This is a genomic window from Reichenbachiella versicolor (genome assembly GCF_003171675.1).
GTDB lineage: Bacteria > Bacteroidota > Bacteroidia > Cytophagales > Cyclobacteriaceae > Reichenbachiella > Reichenbachiella versicolor.
Genome location: NZ_QFZQ01000006.1, coordinates 46,084 through 66,720 on the forward strand (window position 1 = coordinate 46,084; position 20,637 = coordinate 66,720).

The following is a 20,637-nucleotide window of genomic DNA, read 5'->3' on the forward strand; positions in this document are numbered from 1 at the left end:
CTAGGTGTACTCAAGATTTTATAAGCATTCGACTCAATCCAAGGATCGGAGAATTAAACCTAACAGGCTATCACACGGCGATTTAAGGTCAAGTGATTTATTATCGGTCTCAGGCATTGTATTATGAATAGCCAGCTGTTCAACTTATGATCAATAATCAACCTCTATATATCAATAACATTCTGATTAATTACCATAACTAAAATCTTAGTATCCATAACATACAACTAGATTATCATAATCTACTTCCGAATAACCATAACATAAATCTACACTATCATAATACACAACTTGATTACCATAATAATCATCTCATTTATCATAATACAAATACTTAAATCCATAACACACTCCTATACTGTCATAAGTTAAGTCTCAACCCCAAAAACCTGTATCTGCTAGAGCATAAGACGTTTTGTCTCTTTGCTAAAGCTCTACAACCAAGCTCCGGCACTGGAAAAGACTCTCAAAGCGTTGTTTAACATGCTGACTGCACATAGACAGATAGCAGGAACTCCTGAGCTAGACACCGCTTTCAATGAATTGTCTACTTTGGTAAATAGCTATTAGCAGTTTTTAGCTGAAACATGTATGTTTCAGGGTTTAAGTGATTAAACCCACTTTATCCTCCATTAGAAAACTTTCCATAGACTGAACAACTTCAAGTCAGTCGTTTCACTAGCTTTATAATGTAATTAACGACTCGAAGGCATAAAGAATTGAAAATGCGAAACCAATTAATACTAGCTACACTCACAGATGAGCAGTGCATAGGGATGGTCAAAGACCTGTTAGAGGCTAAAACAGGACTGGAATTTCAGCCTCCAATAGAATCAGCTATTAGACCAAGCCTAATTTCTGTTACCAATACCAATGATGGAGACAAAGCATTTTCTTATCAGGCAATGGTAGAGATTGAAAATGATTTATCTATTAACACGAACAAAGTTGAAGAGATCATTAATCGAGTAAATAATTTCATTAAAGCACGTGAACCAAAACACTTTTACTTATTTCTTCTTCAACCAGTATCTCAAATTGTCAATGACAATCTAACTTCAGGTCTCAATGAAATTATACCGGAAGCCTTCACAATTTGGGATAATGATTTGATTCAAGATTCACTAAACGAATATCCTCAAATCAAGAAAAAATGGAATATTAAAGAATATGGTCACCAAACGACATCAGACTTTGAAACCATTTATGAAAACCAAAAATTCTTTCTAACAGATCATATATGGGGTAGCCAGAATAAGCTTAATCATTTTATTCTAACTAAGTCGTGGCAATATCAATTTCCATCCACCAATAGAGGAACCTGGTCTCAAATAGCCAATGGCGACATAATTATCCTTAAGTCAACGAATAATACTGGAAAGAATCTAGCAATTGAGGTAGTTGCGATAGGTGTAGTTGCAGGACCATGGCTCCAAAAAAACAGTGTAAAGGTCAATTGGAGTGAACCTTTCAATTCAAGGATATTATTACCTAAAGAAGAGGTCTATTCTAATTCAATATTGCTTCTGTCTGAATTTCAGAAAAAACAAGTTTTAGATTTACTCTATGAAGTAAACGGCAGTATCAAAAACACCATAGTCGATCTTTCAAAAAACGTCTCAAAACTGTATGGTTTGAATTCTCGTGAGGGACTTCTTACTGTCATCAAATTAAACGAAGTTCAACAAAAAGATTTCTGGTGGATTTCCTGCAAAGAACAATTCCAAGATATTACATACAATAAAGAATATGGTATCAAACTTTCTATTGGACAAAAAACACCTAAAAAAGGAGAGTTAGCATTCTTTGCTATACTCTCTCCTCATTCAACTGTAGATGGTGTAGTGGAAATCAAAAGATATACAGATGGAACCTTGTTTTTTCATTTCATTTATCTGTTTGACAACAAGCCAAACGCTACAAACTTGATAAGTAAAATAGAAGGTATTGAGAATATTGAAATTTCGTCTAATACAGTACTTCATACTCCTTTTGAGATATTCGATAAACTTCTGGAATTGACAGAAATTGGGACTAAGAAAGAAGAATCCAAAGACAACATTCCATTCCACCTTGATCAAGTAGAAGTAACAGATAGATTAAATAGAGAGTCTGTCGCCAAGTCTCTCTCTCGCTTACTGAACCGAAATATCTTCAACAAGAAAAACACAGCTAACAGGGACAGGGCTTTTATGGTTCATTTACAAGGTGCATGGGGGGAAGGAAAGTCTACTTTTCTAAATCTTCTTACTGATCAATTAGGCACAGATGAAAATAAGTGGATAGTTGTGAACTTCAATGCATGGCAAAGCCAACATATAAGCCCTCCCTGGTGGACGTTTTTGAGCACAATTTACAATGGGGTCAAAGGAGAACTAGGAGGGTTTCCATACAATTGTCTAATAAGGATAAAGGAATGTTGCAGACGAGTTTTTTGGTATAAGAGTTTTTACAAGATTATTCTATTGCTTTTTACAGCGGGTTGCATCTGGGCTTTGTATCACTTCCGGTCTTCTCTTTTTGAGTTTGCTAGGCCATTAGCGTCAAGTGATAATCATGACACATCTACCATAGGTTTCGATGTGAAGCTTTTTAAAGAAATAATCATTGCTTTTGGTGCTATTGTAGGTGCTGTATATTCATTTGGTAAGTTTCTAGCTGATCCTATGTTTTTGACTAGCTCAGAATCTGCCAAGACCTTCATGGAACACGCTACTGACCCAATGAAAAAGGTCAAATCTCATTTTGAATCATTGGTTCATGACGTAGATAGATCTGGTAAACATTTGGCAATTTATATAGATGATTTAGATAGATGTAATGCTGAATTTACTGTTGAACTACTTGAAGGAATACAAACCCTGTTTACAGACAAGAAGGTTCTTTATGTGGTAGCTGGTGATAGACAATGGATAAGTACATGTTTTGAAAACCACTACAAAGACTACAGAGAAGTAGTTCAGCAACCTGCTCAAAAGTTAGGTTATTTATTCTTAGAGAAAGCATTTCAGCTTTCATTGAGATTGCCAAAAGTATCAGGAGACGTGAAGAAAGAATATTGGCGCTTCATTCTAAATATTCAGGAACAAGAAGTTGAAAAGAGAGTCGAGATAACTAAAGACGAACGTCAAGAGATTATTCAGGAATTCAAAAAAACGGTGCCAATTGGCGAAACAATCACAACAGAGAAAAGAGAGGAGTTTAAAAAAAAGTACCAGCTTGAAGATCATCAAGCGGCAGACATTTTTGTGGAAGCATTAGACGAAGATCAGGAAGATATCAAACACATCTTGCAAGATCATCATGAACTAATTGATGCCAATCCTAGAGGAATAAAACGACTAGCGAACCAGTATAACATCTATCGAAATACTTTAATCGTGGAGGATAAGGAATTCGATAAAAATAAACTCTTTCGTTGGCTAATGCTTCAAAACAAATACCCAATGTTTACAGACTGGGTGGAACACAATCTTCACAATCTACGATCTGAGTTCAAATTACCTGAGGAGTTTAAATCATTAGAAAATGATAGTTTCTGGCAATTACTGATGATCGACAAAGAAGGCGAAAAAGGAGGTAGAATAGAAATGGATGAAATAGCAATGTTTATTGGATCTGAAACCACCGTGAATTAAATTCTTATAAATGAATTGTATTCCGCTCCATAGTAATTGCTAGATAACTCTCTATAAGCAAAGGTTTCAATCCCAAAACATTTACGATCGAGCGGGAATAGGCTGCCGCTATATGGAATAAAGTATACCACAAAAACAATTGAACCAAATAATCCCTTACTTTGCATTTGTGAACGAATTATTAGATCATTTACCCCGTACCAAACAAGAAGAATTAGAACAGCTTACCGAGCTACTTTCTGCCTTTAAGGAAGTCGAAATGGTCCTTCTCTTTGGTAGCTATGCACGGGGTAACTGGGTAGAAGATAGCTATGTAGATAAAGGAACTACCTACGAATACCGAAGCGATTTTGATATTTTAGTAGTGCTCACTCATGAAGACTTGCACCAGAAGTTTCGAATAGAAGACAAAGTAAAGATTGACCTCGTAGCTACTAGAAAAGTCAACACGCCTATCAGCCTGATCTTTCATGGTATCAAACAGTTGAACACCTCCTTGGCGATGGGCAACTACTTCTTCCGTGACATCAAAGAAGAGGGAAAAGTCCTTTACGATTCTGAAAAGTTCAAGCTCGCCACTCCAAAAAAACTAACAGAGAAACAATACCAGCAAAAAGCACAAGAGTACTTTGATCAGTGGTTTGAGAGTGCCAATGAATTTCTAATTGACTTCAGCAATGCTTTGAATAGGAATAGCTTAAAAAAAGCTGCTTTTGAACTACATCAGGCTACAGAGCGCTATTACACCACTATTCTACTAGTATTCACTGATTACCGTCCTAAAGACCACAACCTAGAAAATCTTGGTATAAGAGTAGCCATGTGTGATAAGCGGTTTGCTGTTTTCCCTCAGAATACGGATGAGGAAAAGAGGTTGTTTGAACTCCTTAAAAAAGCTTACATTGATGCTCGCTACAAGATGGATGAGTATTCTATCATCAAATCAGAGCTTGAATACCTTGCTGATAAAGTCAATCAACTCAAGCAACTCACCGATCAGATATGTAAGAAGAAAATACAGGAGATCGGATCAAATACAGAAATATGAGCTCTATAAAAATTACGAAATACCATTATCTCATTGCCTTTGTCCTATTAATTAATACTGCTTTTGGTCAAAATACAAAACAGACAAAAATGGAACAACTGAACTTTATGGTTGGCGAATGGATTGGGACATCTAAAGTTTACGAAGATGGTATTGTCTCCAGACAAGGTTCTGCTTATCAAAAAATAAGTTATGATCTGGACAAGAGTATTTTGGTTATTGAATTAAACACCGAGTTGCTTCAGTTGCACACAATAATCTATTATGACGAAAAAGATAGTAAATACTATTACTACCCCTTTTCAAAAAGAGGTGTATCCAAATATACTGCGGAGTATAAGAATGGTCAATTAATAGTGTGGAGTAATGAGACAAATCGATTTACTTTCAGTAGAACTTCGGACGGTGGTTTTAGAGAATACGGAGAGCAACTAATTGACGGAAAATGGACAAAATATTTTGAGGATACTTTTAAAAATTCTCAATAAAAGAACTCATCACAATACGATAATTCCCTTTAGGCATAGGTTTCAATCGCAAAACATTTGCGATCGAGCGGCACCGGCAAGAGTCTTTGCTTGGATTTAATCTATGTCTTTGCTTGGATTGACACTAGTATGATAGACTTGCAATACAACAATTTTATCTTCTCGTACTTGATAAACAACTCTATAACTCCATCTAAAGAATCTCCTAATACTCCCATTATTGTTAGGGTAATATTCGTCTAGTTGATATAGATAAGGGTTCTTAGCTAGTTTTTTAGAGGTTTGGATGATCTCTTTTTTGACTTTATTGGCACTAGAGGGAGATTCTTTTTCGATAGTAGAACAGTAATAGTCCAAAGATGCTCTGGCTATATTAGTCCACTCAACCTTTTTACTCACAGACCTTTTTCCATTTCTTCGATTGACACAGTTCCTCCATTATTAGCTTCATTGATTGCTGCATCAACATCCACTTTATATCCCTCCTGATTTAGCGCACGACCATCAGCGGTATAAGCTACTATCTTATTTTCCTTTTTGAGAAGGTCCGAGACATACTTCTTGATTTTAGATAAAGTCTGGATGTCATCCGTTTCTGCGATGTAGTGATGTAAACCTGATTTGATTTCTGCTATACTCTCCATATCGTACTGTTTGTTACAACGATAACGATTTATTTCATTATTTATATTAATCGCAGTTGATGATATTTGTTTAATTCCTTCTTAGAAGAGTTATCTCTATGACGACAACAATTAATGGCGGGCTCTAATGACCATATAGAATGAGAAACTTTTAGCCACCTAAAAAAACAAAATACCCTTGAAAATCTACCGATTAACAAGGGTTTTGGTACTACAAACAGGGCGATACTCGAACGCAAGAGTCAAGGAAGACATGCAGTTAATTGAGCGGTTGTATTCTAAAATTATGATTGAGGCTGCTTAGATTTATTCGGAGTAAAAATATGTAGCCCACCTATTCGGTGAGATCAGAAAATTTGTAGAACGCCAATTTCATTGTCTTCATAAAAAGCCGAAACATCGGACTTCCTTTTTATCAACAAATCAGCAATAGATTGAGTGCTTTGATTTCCGGTTCGCAGTAAAATAACCTTGGGAGGAACCCCCTTACTCAAAAGTAGGTTAAGGAAATCTTCATCATTCGTTATGATAATCAATTCATGTTTTTGAGCATGTTCCCAAATCTCCATATCCTTTGCTGGATACTTTGGCAATGCGTTATCAACATGAAAAACTTCATCGAAGTGGGGATTCAATTTTTTAATGAGTCTTCAAGATAGGTTAGCATCCAAAAGCAACTTCATCTATGCTGCGATGATCTTGATAATTTGTTCCCTATGAGCAGCGAAAGACAAACTCGCTCTGATGTGCTCTTGCTTAAGTTTGGGGTAATCTTCCAAAATATCTTGTTCACTCATACCAGATGCCAACCAGTTGAGAATATCAGATATAGCTATTCTGGTTCCTTTGATACAAGGCTTCCCAAATCTTACTTCTGGATCAATTGATATGTATCGAGCAATATTATTCACTATGTAAAAGTACGAAAATTCTCTATTACATGTTCTTTAAAGAATCTGACTAAAATCTGACAACTATATTGCAGTTGATCTTTACCTGAATTGAAACAAAAAGCCAGACAAAATTGTCTGGCTTTTTTTGTACCTAGGGCCGGAATCGAACCGGCACTTCCGAAGAAACTGGTGTTTGAGACCAGCGCGTCTACCAGTTCCGCCACCTAGGCATTTTTACTATTCTGGTAGTGCCCTTTCTGAAAAGGGATGCAAACATATTTAAAGATTTTGGATTAGTCAATAGTCAGTTAACAATCAGTCTATTTTTCTATTGACACTATAGGAATTCGCCGAAGCTGGCTTAGCTAGTAAAGCCTTTATTTGCGGCCATACCCCTCTGAAAAATAGCGAGTTTCTATAGTTATTGAGATCCTCTTCTGACTCCCAATAGCTATAGGTGATTACATGAGATTTTTTATGAACATCTTCTAGTATCTCTAGATGAGTACATCCCGGTTGATTTCTAATCTTCACTCCTACCTCGTCTAGCAAGCCAAAAAACTTCTCTTTGCCTCCATCTACAAAGTCAAGTCGTACTATACGTACTATCATATCTTAAAATCTATAAATACTTGATCATTCATACCTAAGCCTAGTAGATCACTACCCCTTCCCTGATTTATTCCGATTTGAAGCTTATCACTTGAATTGAACAATACATAGCACTCTCCCGGAGCCACATCAGAAAAGCCATTATTTAGTTTAGTAATCTTCTCTCTTCTGAAATTCACCTCATACGGAGAATAATTATTGATTTTCATGATCGCATCAAAATCCCTTTTCAAAATATTCGTGATCAAGTTACCATAGTGATCCACTCGGATTATGTTACCAGCGATTTGTTGCTTAGTAGCCTTGGCCTGAGTAGGCATGAACCTTTGAATATCGTCAATACTCTGGCCTATCGCCTGTATATCTATCCCAGTAGCCAATTTAGCAGCAGCACGTGCCATGATATCCTTAGCTGGAAAGGTCGTTTGAATCGAAGAATCTTCATTTAATTCTACTACTGCATGTGGCATAATATCACTGAGCAACGAAAACAAACCAGAATCCTCTCCTACAAAAAAATGTCCCTCTAATTTGAGCGCTATGCACCGAGTCTTGGGAGATGAAGAATTAGAAATCCCTACTATATGAACAGTCCCTTCAGGGAAATCTCTAAAGACTTCTTTTAAGAGGTAAGCAGCATGCCCAATATCTCCCACTTTCACACTGTGAGAAATATCCACGATCGTAACTTCGCGATTAACGCTAAGAATCTGAGCTTTGACGGCTGCTACGTAGTGATCTACGATCCCGAAATCGGAAAGAAAAGTAACAATCGTCATACACGCTAAGGAAAAAAACAGTTATTTTGTCTGATACAGAAAACAAGGTTTGACCGCAAATTAGAAATTTCATTTGGTAGAAAAAATAATTACTCTTGAGAACATTCCGTTAACTGAATTTTTGGGCATCGAGAATGAAAACATTGAAGAAATAGCCGCTGCATTTCCAAAATCTAAGGTGATATCAAGAGGTAACGAAATACGCATACAAGGAACCTCTCCCGAGATCATTCGCATCAATGAGATCATTACTTCCTTAATAGAGCATTATCAAAAGTTTGGTAGCATTAGCCAATCAAACATTAAGTCTTTTCTAAATGATGAAGAAGATGTGTTTGGTCAAGACGAATCAGAAGTTTTGGTCTACGGCACACGCGGATTTAAGATCAGCCCTAAGACTAAAAACCAAAAAACACTAGTAGACACTTCTCGTAAGAATGATCTGATTTTTGCAATAGGCCCAGCAGGTACAGGTAAAACTTATATCTCTGTAGCTATGGCTGTCAAAGCTCTCAAAAACCGTGAAATCAAAAAAATCATCATTACCAGACCTGCTGTGGAAGCTGGTGAAAACCTTGGATTCTTACCAGGTGATCTGAAAGAAAAAATTGATCCATATCTACGTCCAATATATGATGCGCTCAATGACATGATCCCGTCAGAGAAACTGAAGTATTATATGGAAAGTGGAGTAATAGAGATTGCTCCATTAGCGTATATGAGAGGACGTACATTGAATGATGCTTTTATTCTCCTCGACGAAGCTCAGAATACGACTCCTATGCAAATCAAGATGTTCTTGACGCGTATGGGGCCAAACTCTAAAGTGATTATCACAGGAGATATGTCTCAGGTCGACTTGCCTAAAAAACAAAAGTCCGGCCTGCGTGAATCATTGAACATATTAAAGGATGTCAAAGGCATAGGCTTTGTCAAGCTAAGCGGTAAAGACGTCGTGAGACACAAACTGGTTAAAAGCATCATCGAAGCCTATGACAAGGCGGACCAAAAAGAAGAGTAAATAAAACTTTCTGACCTAATTAGTGCCGAGAAACCAACTCTAATTAGCTATCGTTTTGCTATTGATCCTTTTTTTATACTAGATTAGCAGCACGACGAGTTAATCTAATTTTCTATCCTAATTCTCCTAGCTATGTTTCGATGGGCTGCTGTTCCATTTATAAGAATCTCCCTGTTCCTTATTGTTGGTATTCTGATATCACGTCTTGTATACTTTAGCTTTCACTGGGCTTGGATGGCTGTGTTGGTAAGTACATTTTTTCTTATCCCATTATTATTCAAAAATCTTAATCAGGTATGGAAAGGAATTTCTTTTCTACTGGCAATAGTATGCATTGGAGCGTTCATTCAGACCGAAAGAAAAATAGAGCCAGATGACAAACTAGTTGATGCAACGCAGGTCTTTGGAATAATTGACAGCTACCCAATGACTCTTGAAGATAAAAGTATCTATCAACTCCGCATATACTCTTTTCACTCGGACTCTTCTTTCGTAGAAACTCATCAATACTGTAGACTTACCATCGCCGAAGAAAATGATATACATCTCAAATACGGTGACAGAATATTGATAGACCAGTCTCCTTCAAGAATACCTCCGCCTCACAATCCAAATGCTTTTGACTATGCCAAATACATGGCCAACAAAAACACATATTATCAACTTTGGATTAGACCAGCCAATTACAAATTGATAAACGGAGGCCATGGTAATCCAGTACTTAGCAAGGTTTACAAACTCAGATCAAGGTTCGAACAATCCATCAAAAGAAATGTGTCTTCGCCAGAAGAAAGAGCTATTGCATTGGCATTATTATTAGGAATCAAAGATGAGTTATCTCCAGAAGTCAAGCAGACGTTTTCAAAAACTGGAACCATGCATGTTTTAGCTGTATCTGGACTTCATGTGGGAATCATATATCTACTTATCAGTATGATATTCAAAAATTCCAATATTGGATTCCTAAGAATTTGGCTGATCCCAATACTCAGCGTTTTTACCATCTGGATTTACGCATTGATGACTGGTTTTTCAGCTTCTATCCTTAGGGCTTCCATTATGTTCACCCTATTGATTATTGCTAAAGCTGCGAATATCAAAACCAGTACCGTAAATCCGATCGGATTATCTGCGTTTATTCTCTTGATGATCAACCCAAACAACCTTTTTGATGTGGGCTTCCAATTATCATTTTTAGCAATTCTCGGTATTTTAGTACTCTACGAACCGATCCACCGACTAATCACTCCAAAATACTGGATCACGAAAACTGTCTGGAAGGTTGTATGTGTTTCTCTAGCAGCTCAGATATCCACAACTCCTCTTAGCATATATTACTTCCATCAGTTTCCTACCCTATTTTTAGTTTCAAACCTATATGTGAGTGTTCTTATCAACTTACTTATGGGACTAGGTGTCCTTAACACTCTGCTTGAAACCTTTTTCAATTTAACCTTTCTCAACTCCAGCTTTGAATGGCTACTTACCTTGCTATACCAAGGAATTAAATTCATTAATTACATCCCATATAGCAATATTGAATGGCTACACATTTCAGCTTCACAAACTATCGTAAGTTACCTTCTAATTTCCTCCCTAGCTGTATTCTTACTCACCAAGCAGTTCAAATGGCTTTTGATAGCTACCTCACTTTGTTGCGTTTTCTCAGCTGAATCCATCATACTTATCAACCAACAAAAGCATAAACAACAGATAGTTCTATACTCTGACTATAAACACAAAATAATCGATCAGATTCATGGGTTTGATGCAAAACTATACTCTTACGACAGTCTTAATTCTACAAGATTCATTAAAAGTCAAGTCAACCCTAACCGTCTAAGCCTTGACCTACCAAAAGCTCAAATAAATACTTACCTCAATGCCAAAAACTACCTGCTACCTAACAACAATTATGGCTTCATTATTTCTGGAAAGAGGTTTATTGTAATGAATTCCAACCATTCTGTCCCGACAGAGTCTCCAATTAAAACTTGCTACTTAATAATATCTAATATCAGAAAGGTGCGATTAGAAGAATTAGAAAAGAAGTATTCTTTCCAAAGACTAATTATTGACAGTCTACAAGACAACAGCTACGAAACTATTGAAATCAGCAAAAGAGAAAGGATATGAAGCTTATTCGCTTTATGATGGAGCGTTAACGCTATAATGTCAAGTATTTTTGGACCTGAACCTTAAGTGACTCTTTATCAGTGCATAAATCCGGATCAGCATATATTTTCAGCATCAACTCAAACAAGACGTTTTCATCATAGCCTAATTTAGCCGCCATTCTAGCACAAAACTTAATTTCTTCATTGTAGAGTTTACCGTCAATCTTCATTAGCTGAACTACCGAGTAGATAACATCAAACTTCTTATCACTAGTAAGAGACGATAGGTTGTCTAGAGGAAGATTTTGTTGAAAAGATTCTTTTATTTCGTGCTCAGAGAGACCATTTGCTTTAGCCACTTCATTGATAAGCTCCACTTCTTCATCGACCACCTCTCCATCAATTTTAGCTAATTGTATCAAGGCGTTCAAATGAATTTTAGACATAGCTGTTTTGTTTAAATATGGTCTCTAACAAATATAGGAAATAGATATAAAAGCCTTAACTTATTAGTAGAAATGAATTTTTTAGCGCACCTATACTTATCGTTCGACAACGAGGAAATAGCCGTCGGCAATTTTATCGCCGATACGGTCAAAGGAAGAAAGTATACTGAGTTCCCTAAGGGGATTCAAAACGGCATTCTTATCCATAGAGAGATCGATAGATATACTGATAGTCACGAGATCGTCAAAGCAGGGAAACGACGATTATCCGAATACAGACACTACTCTAGTGTAATAATAGATATCTTCTATGATCATTTCCTAGCTAAGAATTGGCATCAATATTCAAAGGAACCTCTGGACAAATTCACAAAGCGTAACTACCAATTAATTTATGATCAAATCGATGTAATACCAGAGAAGGCAAAGCACATCTTATCTTATATGGAACCTGGTGATTGGCTGTACAATTATCAGTTTATGGAAGGAATTGAATTTGCATTGAATGGTATGTCTCGCAGAAGTTCGTACACCAACAATATGGATATGGCTATCAAAGATTTAAAGCGAGATTACAAGCTATTGGAAAAAGAATTCAGAGTGTTTTTTATAGAAGTAATGGATCACATCCATAATTTTACCGATCAATTAGTGAATAAATGATCGTTTCTAAGCCAAATTCTTCTACCCTCCTTTCCTTAAGTATTTTTCTCGCTATTGCCTTTGGGCTGTTTATCTATGGCATGGTATCTATCACAAGTGCCACTGATAAGTTTTGGTGGACAGTATTGATATATTCTTCTGGGCCTATCGGAGTGATGGTAACAATAAAGGTCTTGACTGGTATCAAAACAATGAGAATCGGGAAAGCCAAATTTGAAGTAAAATACCCTTTCAGAATTAAGAATGTAAAATTCGAAGGCTCAGATATTCAATCTTGGAAACATGAATCTATCAAAACCTATGGAGGTCAATACGATGAAATTACATGGATTCTAAAATCAGGAAAAAAAGTAAGCTTGAGCAAACAAGAAAACTCTGATTTCGACAAGACTTTGAAATATATGAATTCCAAGTTCTCTAAAATTAAGACCTCGTAAATCCTCTAATGTGCTTGGATTTTGATTACTTCGGCACTGCCTTATAGAGTAAAAAGGTCACAATTGTCCCTACAATATTTGGTATCCATATGGCTAAAAGTGGATTCATGGTACCAGCCTCGGCTATAGCTTTGACTAAAACAAACATGATGATAAATACAAAGGCTATCACAAATCCTAAAGCGATCTTAAACCCGGTACCTCCACGAGTATTTTTTTCTGCTGCTACTGCTACTCCCATTAAAGTCAAAATAACAGCTGTAAAAGGTGTCATATAGCGGATGTAAATTTCGTTTTGATATATCGCTATATCATCAGCACCCCGATCCTTCAACAAAGCCACATACTCTCCAAGTTCGTCTAAGTTCATAGCTTCCTGCAACTGATACTTATTTTTAAAATCTTCAGGGTTTAGATTCAAGAGAGAATCTAATTCTTTGCCAGTACAATACTTCTCTCCAAAACTCGTCACCTCTCTTCGATGGAAATCTTTGAACCTCCATTTACCAATAGAATCTACCCATACCATTTTCTTGGCAGTGAGTTTCTCCTTCATTTGATGATTCTCGATTTTCTCTAGAGTAGCCTTATATCCAGTATTCGACTTGTTATTATACCTCTGAAGATAGAGATACAAATCTTCACCAACCTTGAAATGTATATCTCTTTCATTGAAGTAAAATGGCTTTTTGAGATACTCTATTTCAAACTGAATTCTAAATTTATTGGAGTTAGGTATCCACCAACCATTAGCATAAAAAGTACCTGCTGAGATCAATACAGACGCTGCAAAAAATGGAAGCATCATTCTTCTAAAACTAACCCCACCTGCCAAAATCGCTACAATCTCAGTTTTAGCAGCCATAGTAGAGGTTACTAATACGGAGGCAATGAATATTGTAATGGGGGCTATCAAATTGGCTATCCAAGGGATAAAGGATAGGTAATAGTCAAAGATTAAATCTCCCTCGACTCCATTTCGAACAAACTTCTCGTTCTTCTCTGTAAAGTCTATCGTCACGATAATCAATACGAGCAGACCTACTACAAATACGAAAGTGGTCAAGAAGCGCTTAAATATGTACTTATCTAATAGTTTCAACCTAAAGTCTCTTTGTCAATTTAGGAATCATTTGATTTTTCCAGCTAGCAAAATCCCCAGCTTGAATATGAGCTCTAGCTTCTTTTACCAGCCATAGATAAAACGATAGATTGTGAACACTTGCTATCTGCGATCCGAGCATTTCATTACTTTTTATTAAATGACGAAGATATGCCTTGCTATAGGCTACATCCACATATCCTGCCAAGTTAGGGTCAATGGCTGAAAAATCCTTAGCCCATTTTTCGTTCTTAATATTGATAATACCTTCAGATGTGAATAACAATCCATGTCGAGCATTACGAGTAGGCATCACACAATCAAACATATCAATCCCAAGTGCAATACATTCCAGAATATTTTCTGGTGTACCTACTCCCATTAAATAACGAGGTTTATCCTTAGGTAAAATGTTACAAACTAGATCAGTCGATGCATACATCATTTCAGCTGGCTCACCTACCGAAAGTCCTCCAATAGCATTGCCCTCTCTGTCAAATGAAGCGATGGCCTCAGCAGATTGCTCTCTCAAATCATGATAGGTACTGCCTTGAACAATTGGAAAAAGTGCCTGACTGTAACCATACTTAGGCTCAGTCGCATCAAATCTATCACAGCACCTTTTCAGCCATCTATGGGTCATTTCCATGGATTCTCTGGCATACTTTCTATCACATGGATATGGTGTACATTCATCAAAAGCCATTATTATATCTGCACCGATGGTGCGCTGAATATCCATTACACTCTCGGGAGTGAAATTATGCTTAGAACCGTCGATATGCGATTGAAACTTTACTCCTTCTTCCGTGATCTTTCTTCGATCCTTCAGAGAATACACTTGATATCCTCCACTATCAGTCAAAATAGGCTTGTCCCAACCATTGAACTTATGAAGCCCTCCAGCTGATTCTAGCACGTCCAATCCAGGTCTCAAGTATAAGTGATAGGTATTACCAAGAATGATCTCAGCCTTGACGTCTTCTTTCAGTTCTCTCTGATGAACCGCTTTCACTGTCCCCGCTGTCCCGACTGGCATAAAAATAGGCGTTTCTATCTCTCCATGATCAGTAGTGACCACTCCAGCTCTAGCCTTTGACTTAGTATCTTCTGCTTGTAATTTAAAATCCATGTGGTCGGCAAAATTATGAGTATTTGGAAAATAATGTTTTACCCATGTCCACATATATTTGCTTCCTATTCGACCATGATATGATTTCAGAAATTTTATTCTATACGACTGCTGCTATTCTATTCATCCAGACTCTTTATTGGGGACTTAGTTGGGTGAAAATTCTCAACCATTACCCTACTAAAGAAAGCACTCCTAAACCTACATCCGTCATAGTTTGTGCTCACAATGAGATTGACAACCTAAAGGAACTAATCCCTTTACTTCTCGAACAGGATCATCCAGAGTATGAAATAATTGTAGTGAATGACCGCTCCAATGATGGAACCTATGATTTTCTTCTCAACTATAACCACCCTTTGGTCAAGCCAAGTAGAGTAGATACGGTTCACGATCATATCACAGCAAAAAAGTATGCAATTACTCTAGGAGTGAAGGCTGCACAGTATGAAAGACTTTTATTCATAGATGCGGATTGTCGTCCAGACTCTTCGAAATGGATCCAAAGCATGACTAATAACTTTGAAGAGGATACCAATTTTTCAATAGGAGTCTCATTATATAATAAAGGAAAAGGACTTCTTAATTACATTATCAGACTAGAAACCCTTTTTACAGCCATCAACTACACAGGATTCGCATTGCTCGGCAATCCTTATATGGGAGTAGGAAGAAATCTAGCTTATCGAAAATCTAACTTCCTTGAAAATAAAGGTTTCAACAAATATCAACGAATCACTGGAGGAGATGACGATTTACTAGTCAACCAATTAGCTAAATCTAAGACAACCATTGTGGCATTAGGAAAAGATGCATTGAACCATTCTATTCCTAAAACTTCTTGGGGAGAATGGTTAAGGCAAAAGACGAGACATATCTCCGTCAGCAAACATTATCGATTCTTGGACAAACTATTGCTTGGGATTCAAAACCTTACGCACTCGCTATTTTGGGTTTCATTGGTTAGTTTAGCGCTTAGTACCGATCAGTACATATTGCCAGCCGGACTGCTTTTGTTTAGAATGTTTTTCATGGCTTTTCTTTGCCATAGCACATCCAAAAGATTCGGAGACCGTATGAACATTGGACTAGTCCCTATTTTGGACGTTTTGTATGTATTTTACGTTAGTATCGTAGGTACTAAAGCGATTTTCACGAAGAACGTTAGATGGAAGTAAATAAGCAGTTTTCTGATAAAGCACTCAAAGATTTCAAACTCATAGACAAAGCCGTAGACGACGGCAATGAGCAGGCTTTTGCCGAACTCATGGAGCGATATAAGCGTCCGGTCTATCATATGATCCTCAAAATGATCCGAAATACGGACGATGCTGAGGATCTAACCATAGAGGCTTTTGCTAAAGCTTTTAAAAACTTACACAAGTTCAAAAAAGACTACACTTTCTCTACTTGGCTGTTCAGAATCGCAACGAACAATACAATCGATTTCATCCGAAAGAAGAAATTGAAGACTTTCAGCTTAAATACCTCATTCACTGATGACGCTGGAGAATCTGTCAATATTGATGTAGAGGATAATAACCTAAACCCTCAGGAAGAAGCTATAAAGGCCCAAAAAATCGAACTTGTACAGATGTTCGTGACCAAACTTCCTCCTAAGTACCAACGACTCGTTAAACTGAGGTATTTCGATGAGCTGTCTTATGATGAAATAGCTAAGACTCTAGAAGCCCCATTAGGAACTGTCAAGGCTCAGCTTCACAGAGCGAGAGAATTGATGTACGATTTAGTGAAGGATAAGAAACCTCATATATAGTCAAGCTAAAGAAAATAACATTAGAAGCCCCTCAATTTATGCAGGGGCTTTTTTATATCACGAGACCATTGAGTCTCCGATTTATTATTAACTACCTCAAGTTCTCTTCAAATTCTTTCCCCTCGAAAATAAGTACGATTAGTACATTTGCCGCATGATCGATTTAAAAGCATTTTTCCCTGATCTTACTGGAGATCAAATTAAAAAGTTTGAGCAGTTACCTGCTCTTTATGAGGACTGGAATGCCAAAATCAATGTGGTTTCAAGAAAGGACATTGAAGAATTGATGACTCGCCATGTCTTGCATTCTTTGGGTATAGCTAAGGTCATGAAATTCGTTGATGGGTCTGACATACTGGACATCGGTACAGGTGGTGGTTTCCCAGGCATTCCTTTAGCCATCATGTTTCCTAATTGCAAATTTGTACTTGTAGATAGTATTGGTAAGAAAATTAAAGTGGTCAATGGAGTCGCTGAATCTCTGGGTTTGACGAACGTCACTGGTATTCATGAACGCGCCGAGAATATCGATCAAAAATTCGACTTTATTGTCAGTAGAGCGGTGACTCGTATGAAACCATTCTACCAATGGACTAAGGGTAAGTTCAAAAAAGAAAACAACAATCCTCTCAAAAATGGCATCCTGTATCTCAAAGGTGGAGACTTAGAAGAAGAAATGTCTGAGTCTAAACTTCGATACAAAATGCATGACCTTTCTAATTTCTTTGAAGATGAGTTCTTTGAAACTAAGAAAGTCGTCTATGTGGAAAAGCAGTAGGTAATTGATAGTCAGTAGACCATAATCTAGAGACTATAGTTCATAGTAGAAACCTTAATAAGAATCCAAGTTTAAATCTATTGTAGGAATAATTCAGCAACTCAATAGAATCAATACAAATCCCAATTCCCTTTCAAGTAGTACTTGTATAGTACTGGATCATGGATTCGGTTGACTCGGATGCTGTCTACTTGTGACCCGTAGAAATTCTTACCAAAAGAAGTCATCATTGTCATTGCTTCAGTATTTACCCATTGCGTCGGTACGTTGAATTGAAGTTGTTGTAACCCTTTTTTAAGATTGGGATGCTTGGATTTTATTCCCAGCGCCCATCCCCATTCTCCCATTGTGATGACTTGGTGATGCATAGGAACTACTTCGAAACCAGCCTCTTTCATTGTTAAATTAACACATCTGAAGGCTTTCGTCGCGAAATACGGACTGCCTGCCTGTGTAACTATAACTCCATTTGGACGAAGTCTTCTATAACAATTACGATAAAATTCATAGCTGTACATCCTTCCTAACTCTACACTTCGTGGGTCAGGTAAATCAATAATGATCACATCATAATAGGCGCTATCATTCATCACATACTGAAAGGCATCGTCATTAATCACTTGTACTTTCTCTTCACTTAGTGAGTTTTGATTAATTGAGGTAAGAATAGGATGAGTCCTTGCCAGCTCTGTCATTTTAGGGTCTAGATCTACGAGCTTAGCAGTCTTCAGAGAAGGATATTTTAAGACTTCTCTCACTGCACATCCGTCACCTCCTCCCAAAATAAGGACTTCAGTGGGGTGCTTAGACAAAGTCATAGCAGGATGAACCAATGGCTCGTGGTACATCACTTCATCTCTAGAGCACAATTGCTGATTTCCATTGAGGTAAAGCCAATAGTCGTTTTTCCATTGCGTGATGACTATGCGCTGATAGGAAGTCTGCTCAGTAAAGACGACTTTATCCTTATATCTGGATTGTTCTCCGAAGAGAATAATTGGCTTGGTGTATATGCTCCCTAATACAATCGTCCCTAATACAATAGTGGCTGCTGCAATTAATATTCTTGACTCTGACTTTAGAATTAGCTTCCGAGTGGTTAGCAATAGACTAACAGCAACAGCCAAATTCACTATACCAAGTACAAAAGGCGTATACATGAGTCCCAAAAATGGCAAACCTATAAAAGCAAAGAACACTCCTCCTAAAAGACTACCGTAGTAATCGTTCTCAAGAATACCCGAGATATTGTGTCGCAGCTCTTGAAACTCCTCGTTGATCCGAATCACTAGTGGAATTTCCATTCCTATCATCAAACCAATCAAAATGGACAAGACGTAAATGATGACTTCATGGAGAGTACTGTATGCGGCCATCGTATACACTGACAGTGGCGCAAAAGACACTGTGAATGACAGTACAAACTCAATGATGATGAATTTCACCAGCAGATTTCCGCCTATGCTTTTACTCAGTCTACTCCCCAGCCCCATTGAGAATAGCATAAGACTAATAATCATGATCCACTGAAAGATGGAATCTCCTAAGAAGTAGGTAGCTAAAGTCGAGAGTACGTATTCGGCTACTACTCCAGAGAATCCTGTAGCGAATATGGTAGCTTTCAGCAGTAGTGATCTGCTGATTTTAGAATTGGAAGTCAAAATACTAAGACTGAGAGTGGACTTGGTGAACTGAGGAGCGCTGAACTTCTTGAATATTCTCACAAGAAATCCCCATCGAACTAGAATTGAAGAGCTGCTCGATCAAGCTCAATTCTATTTGGCCTTTGCAGGTCAAAATATCAACGCACGCAAAATTGTTTTCCGGCCATGTATGAATGGTCAAATGGGATTCACTCAATAGCAACATGGAGGTCAATCCCTGAGGGGTAAACTTGTGAGAGCACTTATCCAAGACTGTCAAACCAAGTTTATTGGCTATTTCAATTAAAAACGCTTCGACTACCGCAGCGTCTTCCACTTGAGTAGTCGAGGAGGTTTTCAGATCGATCAAGTAATTATATACCATGGCGTATTACTTTATGGCGCAGTTTTGGAATGGATCTAAGTCTCTTAAAATACTCGTTCCCCCTTATTGAAGGGGGAATAACTCTTATCTGTATTACCATTCCCTTTCATATAAGGAATCTGAAAATTATCTAACTTATTCAAACCCTTCCTTCATTTTCTTAAAAGCACCAAGTAATCAGTACTGACCCTCCGATGTATCCAAATGCTTCTACGATAGCTGCACCGATATTAGGATGTTCTTGATTGATGATTTCGTCTGTCAGCTTCTCTCCCGGTAGCAAGATCTTATCCGTCAAGTATCTCATCACTGGAAGCATAATCATACCTATCCCGATTTCTAGACCTGCCTCTGTCAGACTTGTAGACCAACTTTCAAAATCACCTGACAATCCGAAACGAATCAAGTTACCCATAGCGATAATCGCTCCTGCTAGACCTACTCCTACCGCTACATTTCCTTTTTCGATGTGTTCGTGAATATCATATGGAGTAATCATGTTGTACACTCTGAATACCAATATCAATGACAACAATCCACTCAACCAAAACCCAATGGCTAGATGTATACCTGACATCAAGTCTCCATTACCTTCGCCTGTCACGGCTCCGAAGATGATCAAGCCAATAGCTATCGACACAGACCCTTCGATGATTCCTGTTCCTACATTTTGATCTTCTATGATCTCCTTTCTGACTTTAAACTTTCTCAAAAGCACCTTATCGGTAAATAACATAGATACATTCAAAAGTACAATTGCTAATGAAGCATAGATAGCGATCATCTCTACATCCATCCATAGTCCTTGACTAGGACCTACAATTGCACTACCTATCGCTAGTAATAATCCTATAAAGTAGCCTACGTGAGCTATGCTAAATGCTAAATTGTCTTTCTTGACAAGCTCTTGCTTTACATCAATTGACTTATTGAGCAATTGGTAAACGACCTTCCCTATGAAGAAGAAAATCAAAGCGGTGAAGGCATATACCAGTCCTTCGTACGCTGTATTTAAAAATTCTTGTAACATCTTC

General features: G+C 37.4%; 23 protein-coding genes and 1 tRNA gene. 11 read left to right on the plus strand and 13 right to left on the minus strand.

Annotated features, from left to right (window positions below):
* The first annotated feature begins 423 nt into the window (after positions 1-423).
* The 4 genes from DKG80_RS21170 (at position 424) to DKG80_RS12875 (ending at position 5,174) form a co-directional block, all read left to right on the plus strand.
* Entirely contained in the window at positions 424-570 is a 147-nt protein-coding gene (locus tag DKG80_RS21170; protein ID WP_162555869.1) for a hypothetical protein, read from the plus strand.
* 155 nt (positions 571-725) lie between these two features.
* Positions 726-3,638, plus strand: coding sequence for a KAP family P-loop NTPase fold protein (locus DKG80_RS12865; protein ID WP_109831769.1), 2,913 nt, complete (start codon positions 726-728; stop codon positions 3,636-3,638).
* A 169-nt stretch (positions 3,639-3,807) separates the two neighbouring features.
* The gene (locus DKG80_RS12870) at positions 3,808-4,686 is read left to right on the plus strand and encodes a HEPN domain-containing protein (protein WP_109831770.1); all 879 of its coding nucleotides are present in this window, start codon (positions 3,808-3,810) and stop codon (positions 4,684-4,686) included.
* Between the two features lie 89 nt (positions 4,687-4,775).
* On the plus strand, positions 4,776-5,174 hold the full coding sequence (locus DKG80_RS12875; RefSeq protein WP_162555870.1) for a hypothetical protein: 399 nt from the start codon (positions 4,776-4,778) through the stop codon (positions 5,172-5,174).
* Positions 5,175-5,270: 96 nt separating this feature from the next.
* Here the strand turns inward: DKG80_RS12875 and DKG80_RS12880 are convergent, their stop codons facing one another.
* The 7 genes from DKG80_RS12880 to DKG80_RS12910 all read right to left on the minus strand — a co-directional run bounded on the left by DKG80_RS12880 (position 5,271) and on the right by DKG80_RS12910 (position 8,102).
* The gene (locus DKG80_RS12880; RefSeq protein ID WP_109831772.1) at positions 5,271-5,573 is read right to left on the minus strand and encodes a type II toxin-antitoxin system RelE/ParE family toxin; all 303 of its coding nucleotides are present in this window, start codon (positions 5,571-5,573) and stop codon (positions 5,271-5,273) included.
* On the minus strand, positions 5,570-5,818 hold the full coding sequence (locus tag DKG80_RS12885) for a hypothetical protein (RefSeq protein ID WP_109831773.1): 249 nt from the start codon (positions 5,816-5,818) through the stop codon (positions 5,570-5,572). The genes DKG80_RS12880 and DKG80_RS12885 overlap by 4 nt, the downstream gene beginning before the upstream one ends.
* A 347-nt stretch (positions 5,819-6,165) precedes the next feature.
* Positions 6,166-6,462 (minus strand): DUF5615 family PIN-like protein, encoded by a 297-nt coding sequence (locus tag DKG80_RS12890; protein ID WP_317048736.1) that lies wholly within the window; start codon positions 6,460-6,462, stop codon positions 6,166-6,168.
* A 39-nt stretch (positions 6,463-6,501) separates the two neighbouring features.
* Positions 6,502-6,729, minus strand: coding sequence for a DUF433 domain-containing protein (locus DKG80_RS12895; protein ID WP_109831774.1), 228 nt, complete (start codon positions 6,727-6,729; stop codon positions 6,502-6,504).
* A 130-nt stretch (positions 6,730-6,859) separates the two neighbouring features.
* Positions 6,860-6,941 (minus strand) — tRNA-Leu (locus tag DKG80_RS12900).
* Between the two features lie 85 nt (positions 6,942-7,026).
* A complete protein-coding gene (locus tag DKG80_RS12905) occupies positions 7,027-7,323 on the minus strand; it encodes a putative quinol monooxygenase (RefSeq protein ID WP_109831775.1) in 297 nt (98 codons plus the stop codon).
* Positions 7,320-8,102 carry an SAM hydrolase/SAM-dependent halogenase family protein gene (locus tag DKG80_RS12910; protein WP_109831776.1) on the minus strand — a complete coding sequence of 261 codons (783 nt, stop codon included), beginning with the start codon at positions 8,100-8,102 and terminating at the stop codon, positions 7,320-7,322. The genes DKG80_RS12905 and DKG80_RS12910 overlap by 4 nt, the downstream gene beginning before the upstream one ends.
* Positions 8,103-8,175: 73 nt before the next feature.
* Between DKG80_RS12910 and DKG80_RS12915 the strand changes: the two genes are divergently transcribed.
* Both DKG80_RS12915 and DKG80_RS12920 read left to right on the plus strand, forming a co-directional pair.
* The gene (locus DKG80_RS12915; protein ID WP_109831777.1) at positions 8,176-9,123 is read left to right on the plus strand and encodes a PhoH family protein; all 948 of its coding nucleotides are present in this window, start codon (positions 8,176-8,178) and stop codon (positions 9,121-9,123) included.
* A gap of 132 nt (positions 9,124-9,255) precedes the next feature.
* Positions 9,256-11,259, plus strand: coding sequence for a ComEC/Rec2 family competence protein (locus tag DKG80_RS12920; protein WP_109831778.1), 2,004 nt, complete (start codon positions 9,256-9,258; stop codon positions 11,257-11,259).
* A gap of 31 nt (positions 11,260-11,290) precedes the next feature.
* Here the strand turns inward: DKG80_RS12920 and DKG80_RS12925 are convergent, their stop codons facing one another.
* Entirely contained in the window at positions 11,291-11,686 is a 396-nt protein-coding gene (locus DKG80_RS12925; RefSeq protein ID WP_109831779.1) for a tellurite resistance TerB family protein, read from the minus strand.
* A gap of 72 nt (positions 11,687-11,758) precedes the next feature.
* Between DKG80_RS12925 and DKG80_RS12930 the strand changes: the two genes are divergently transcribed.
* Together DKG80_RS12930 and DKG80_RS12935 are read left to right on the plus strand one after the other, a co-directional pair.
* Positions 11,759-12,349 carry an acyl carrier protein phosphodiesterase gene (locus DKG80_RS12930; RefSeq protein ID WP_109831780.1) on the plus strand — a complete coding sequence of 197 codons (591 nt, stop codon included), beginning with the start codon at positions 11,759-11,761 and terminating at the stop codon, positions 12,347-12,349.
* Entirely contained in the window at positions 12,346-12,786 is a 441-nt protein-coding gene (locus DKG80_RS12935; RefSeq protein ID WP_109831781.1) for a hypothetical protein, read from the plus strand. Before DKG80_RS12930 ends, DKG80_RS12935 begins: the two co-directional genes overlap by 4 nt.
* A gap of 25 nt (positions 12,787-12,811) precedes the next feature.
* Here the strand turns inward: DKG80_RS12935 and DKG80_RS12940 are convergent, their stop codons facing one another.
* Both DKG80_RS12940 and tgt read right to left on the minus strand, forming a co-directional pair.
* Positions 12,812-13,888: an LptF/LptG family permease gene (locus DKG80_RS12940; RefSeq protein ID WP_109831782.1), complete on the minus strand. Its 1,077-nt coding sequence runs from the start codon at positions 13,886-13,888 to the stop codon at positions 12,812-12,814.
* A gap of 1 nt (position 13,889) precedes the next feature.
* Positions 13,890-15,020, minus strand: a complete 1,131-nt coding sequence (gene tgt / locus DKG80_RS12945; protein WP_109831783.1) for a tRNA guanosine(34) transglycosylase Tgt — start codon at positions 15,018-15,020, stop codon at positions 13,890-13,892.
* Positions 15,021-15,064: 44 nt separating this feature from the next.
* On the opposite strand from tgt, the gene DKG80_RS12950 reads away from it, so the two are divergent.
* From DKG80_RS12950 to rsmG, 3 genes are all read left to right on the plus strand, one after another.
* Positions 15,065-16,198: a glycosyltransferase gene (locus DKG80_RS12950; protein ID WP_109831784.1), complete on the plus strand. Its 1,134-nt coding sequence runs from the start codon at positions 15,065-15,067 to the stop codon at positions 16,196-16,198.
* Entirely contained in the window at positions 16,189-16,797 is a 609-nt protein-coding gene (locus tag DKG80_RS12955; RefSeq protein WP_109831785.1) for an RNA polymerase sigma factor, read from the plus strand. The genes DKG80_RS12950 and DKG80_RS12955 overlap by 10 nt, the downstream gene beginning before the upstream one ends.
* Positions 16,798-16,951: 154 nt before the next feature.
* Entirely contained in the window at positions 16,952-17,575 is a 624-nt protein-coding gene (rsmG, locus tag DKG80_RS12960; RefSeq protein WP_109831786.1) for a 16S rRNA (guanine(527)-N(7))-methyltransferase RsmG, read from the plus strand.
* A gap of 110 nt (positions 17,576-17,685) precedes the next feature.
* On the opposite strand, the gene DKG80_RS12965 is transcribed toward rsmG, so the two are convergent.
* The 3 genes from DKG80_RS12965 to DKG80_RS12975 form a co-directional block, all read right to left on the minus strand.
* On the minus strand, positions 17,686-19,236 hold the full coding sequence (locus DKG80_RS12965; RefSeq protein ID WP_245907011.1) for a polyamine aminopropyltransferase: 1,551 nt from the start codon (positions 19,234-19,236) through the stop codon (positions 17,686-17,688).
* A gap of 4 nt (positions 19,237-19,240) precedes the next feature.
* The gene (gene speD, locus DKG80_RS12970; RefSeq protein WP_109831787.1) at positions 19,241-19,603 is read right to left on the minus strand and encodes an adenosylmethionine decarboxylase; all 363 of its coding nucleotides are present in this window, start codon (positions 19,601-19,603) and stop codon (positions 19,241-19,243) included.
* 160 nt (positions 19,604-19,763) lie between these two features.
* On the minus strand, positions 19,764-20,633 hold the full coding sequence (locus DKG80_RS12975; RefSeq protein WP_109831788.1) for a DUF350 domain-containing protein: 870 nt from the start codon (positions 20,631-20,633) through the stop codon (positions 19,764-19,766).
* Positions 20,634-20,637 lie beyond the last annotated feature (4 nt).

Coding starts and splice junctions, on each gene's coding strand:
- DKG80_RS12865 (WP_109831769.1), top strand. CDS start 726: ATGCGAAACCAATTAATACTAGCTACACTCACAGATGAGCAGTGCATA.
- DKG80_RS12875 (WP_162555870.1), top strand. CDS start 4,776: ATGGAACAACTGAACTTTATGGTTGGCGAATGGATTGGGACATCTAAA.
- DKG80_RS12885 (WP_109831773.1), bottom strand. CDS start 5,818: ATGGAGAGTATAGCAGAAATCAAATCAGGTTTACATCACTACATCGCA.
- DKG80_RS12905 (WP_109831775.1), bottom strand. CDS start 7,323: ATGATAGTACGTATAGTACGACTTGACTTTGTAGATGGAGGCAAAGAG.
- DKG80_RS12910 (WP_109831776.1), bottom strand. CDS start 8,102: ATGACGATTGTTACTTTTCTTTCCGATTTCGGGATCGTAGATCACTAC.
- DKG80_RS12920 (WP_109831778.1), top strand. CDS start 9,256: ATGTTTCGATGGGCTGCTGTTCCATTTATAAGAATCTCCCTGTTCCTT.
- DKG80_RS12925 (WP_109831779.1), bottom strand. CDS start 11,686: ATGTCTAAAATTCATTTGAACGCCTTGATACAATTAGCTAAAATTGAT.
- DKG80_RS12930 (WP_109831780.1), top strand. CDS start 11,759: ATGAATTTTTTAGCGCACCTATACTTATCGTTCGACAACGAGGAAATA.
- DKG80_RS12935 (WP_109831781.1), top strand. CDS start 12,346: ATGATCGTTTCTAAGCCAAATTCTTCTACCCTCCTTTCCTTAAGTATT.
- tgt (WP_109831783.1), bottom strand. CDS start 15,020: ATGGATTTTAAATTACAAGCAGAAGATACTAAGTCAAAGGCTAGAGCT.
- DKG80_RS12950 (WP_109831784.1), top strand. CDS start 15,065: ATGTCCACATATATTTGCTTCCTATTCGACCATGATATGATTTCAGAA.
- DKG80_RS12955 (WP_109831785.1), top strand. CDS start 16,189: ATGGAAGTAAATAAGCAGTTTTCTGATAAAGCACTCAAAGATTTCAAA.
- rsmG (WP_109831786.1), top strand. CDS start 16,952: ATGATCGATTTAAAAGCATTTTTCCCTGATCTTACTGGAGATCAAATT.
- speD (WP_109831787.1), bottom strand. CDS start 19,603: ATGGTATATAATTACTTGATCGATCTGAAAACCTCCTCGACTACTCAA.
- DKG80_RS12975 (WP_109831788.1), bottom strand. CDS start 20,633: ATGTTACAAGAATTTTTAAATACAGCGTACGAAGGACTGGTATATGCC.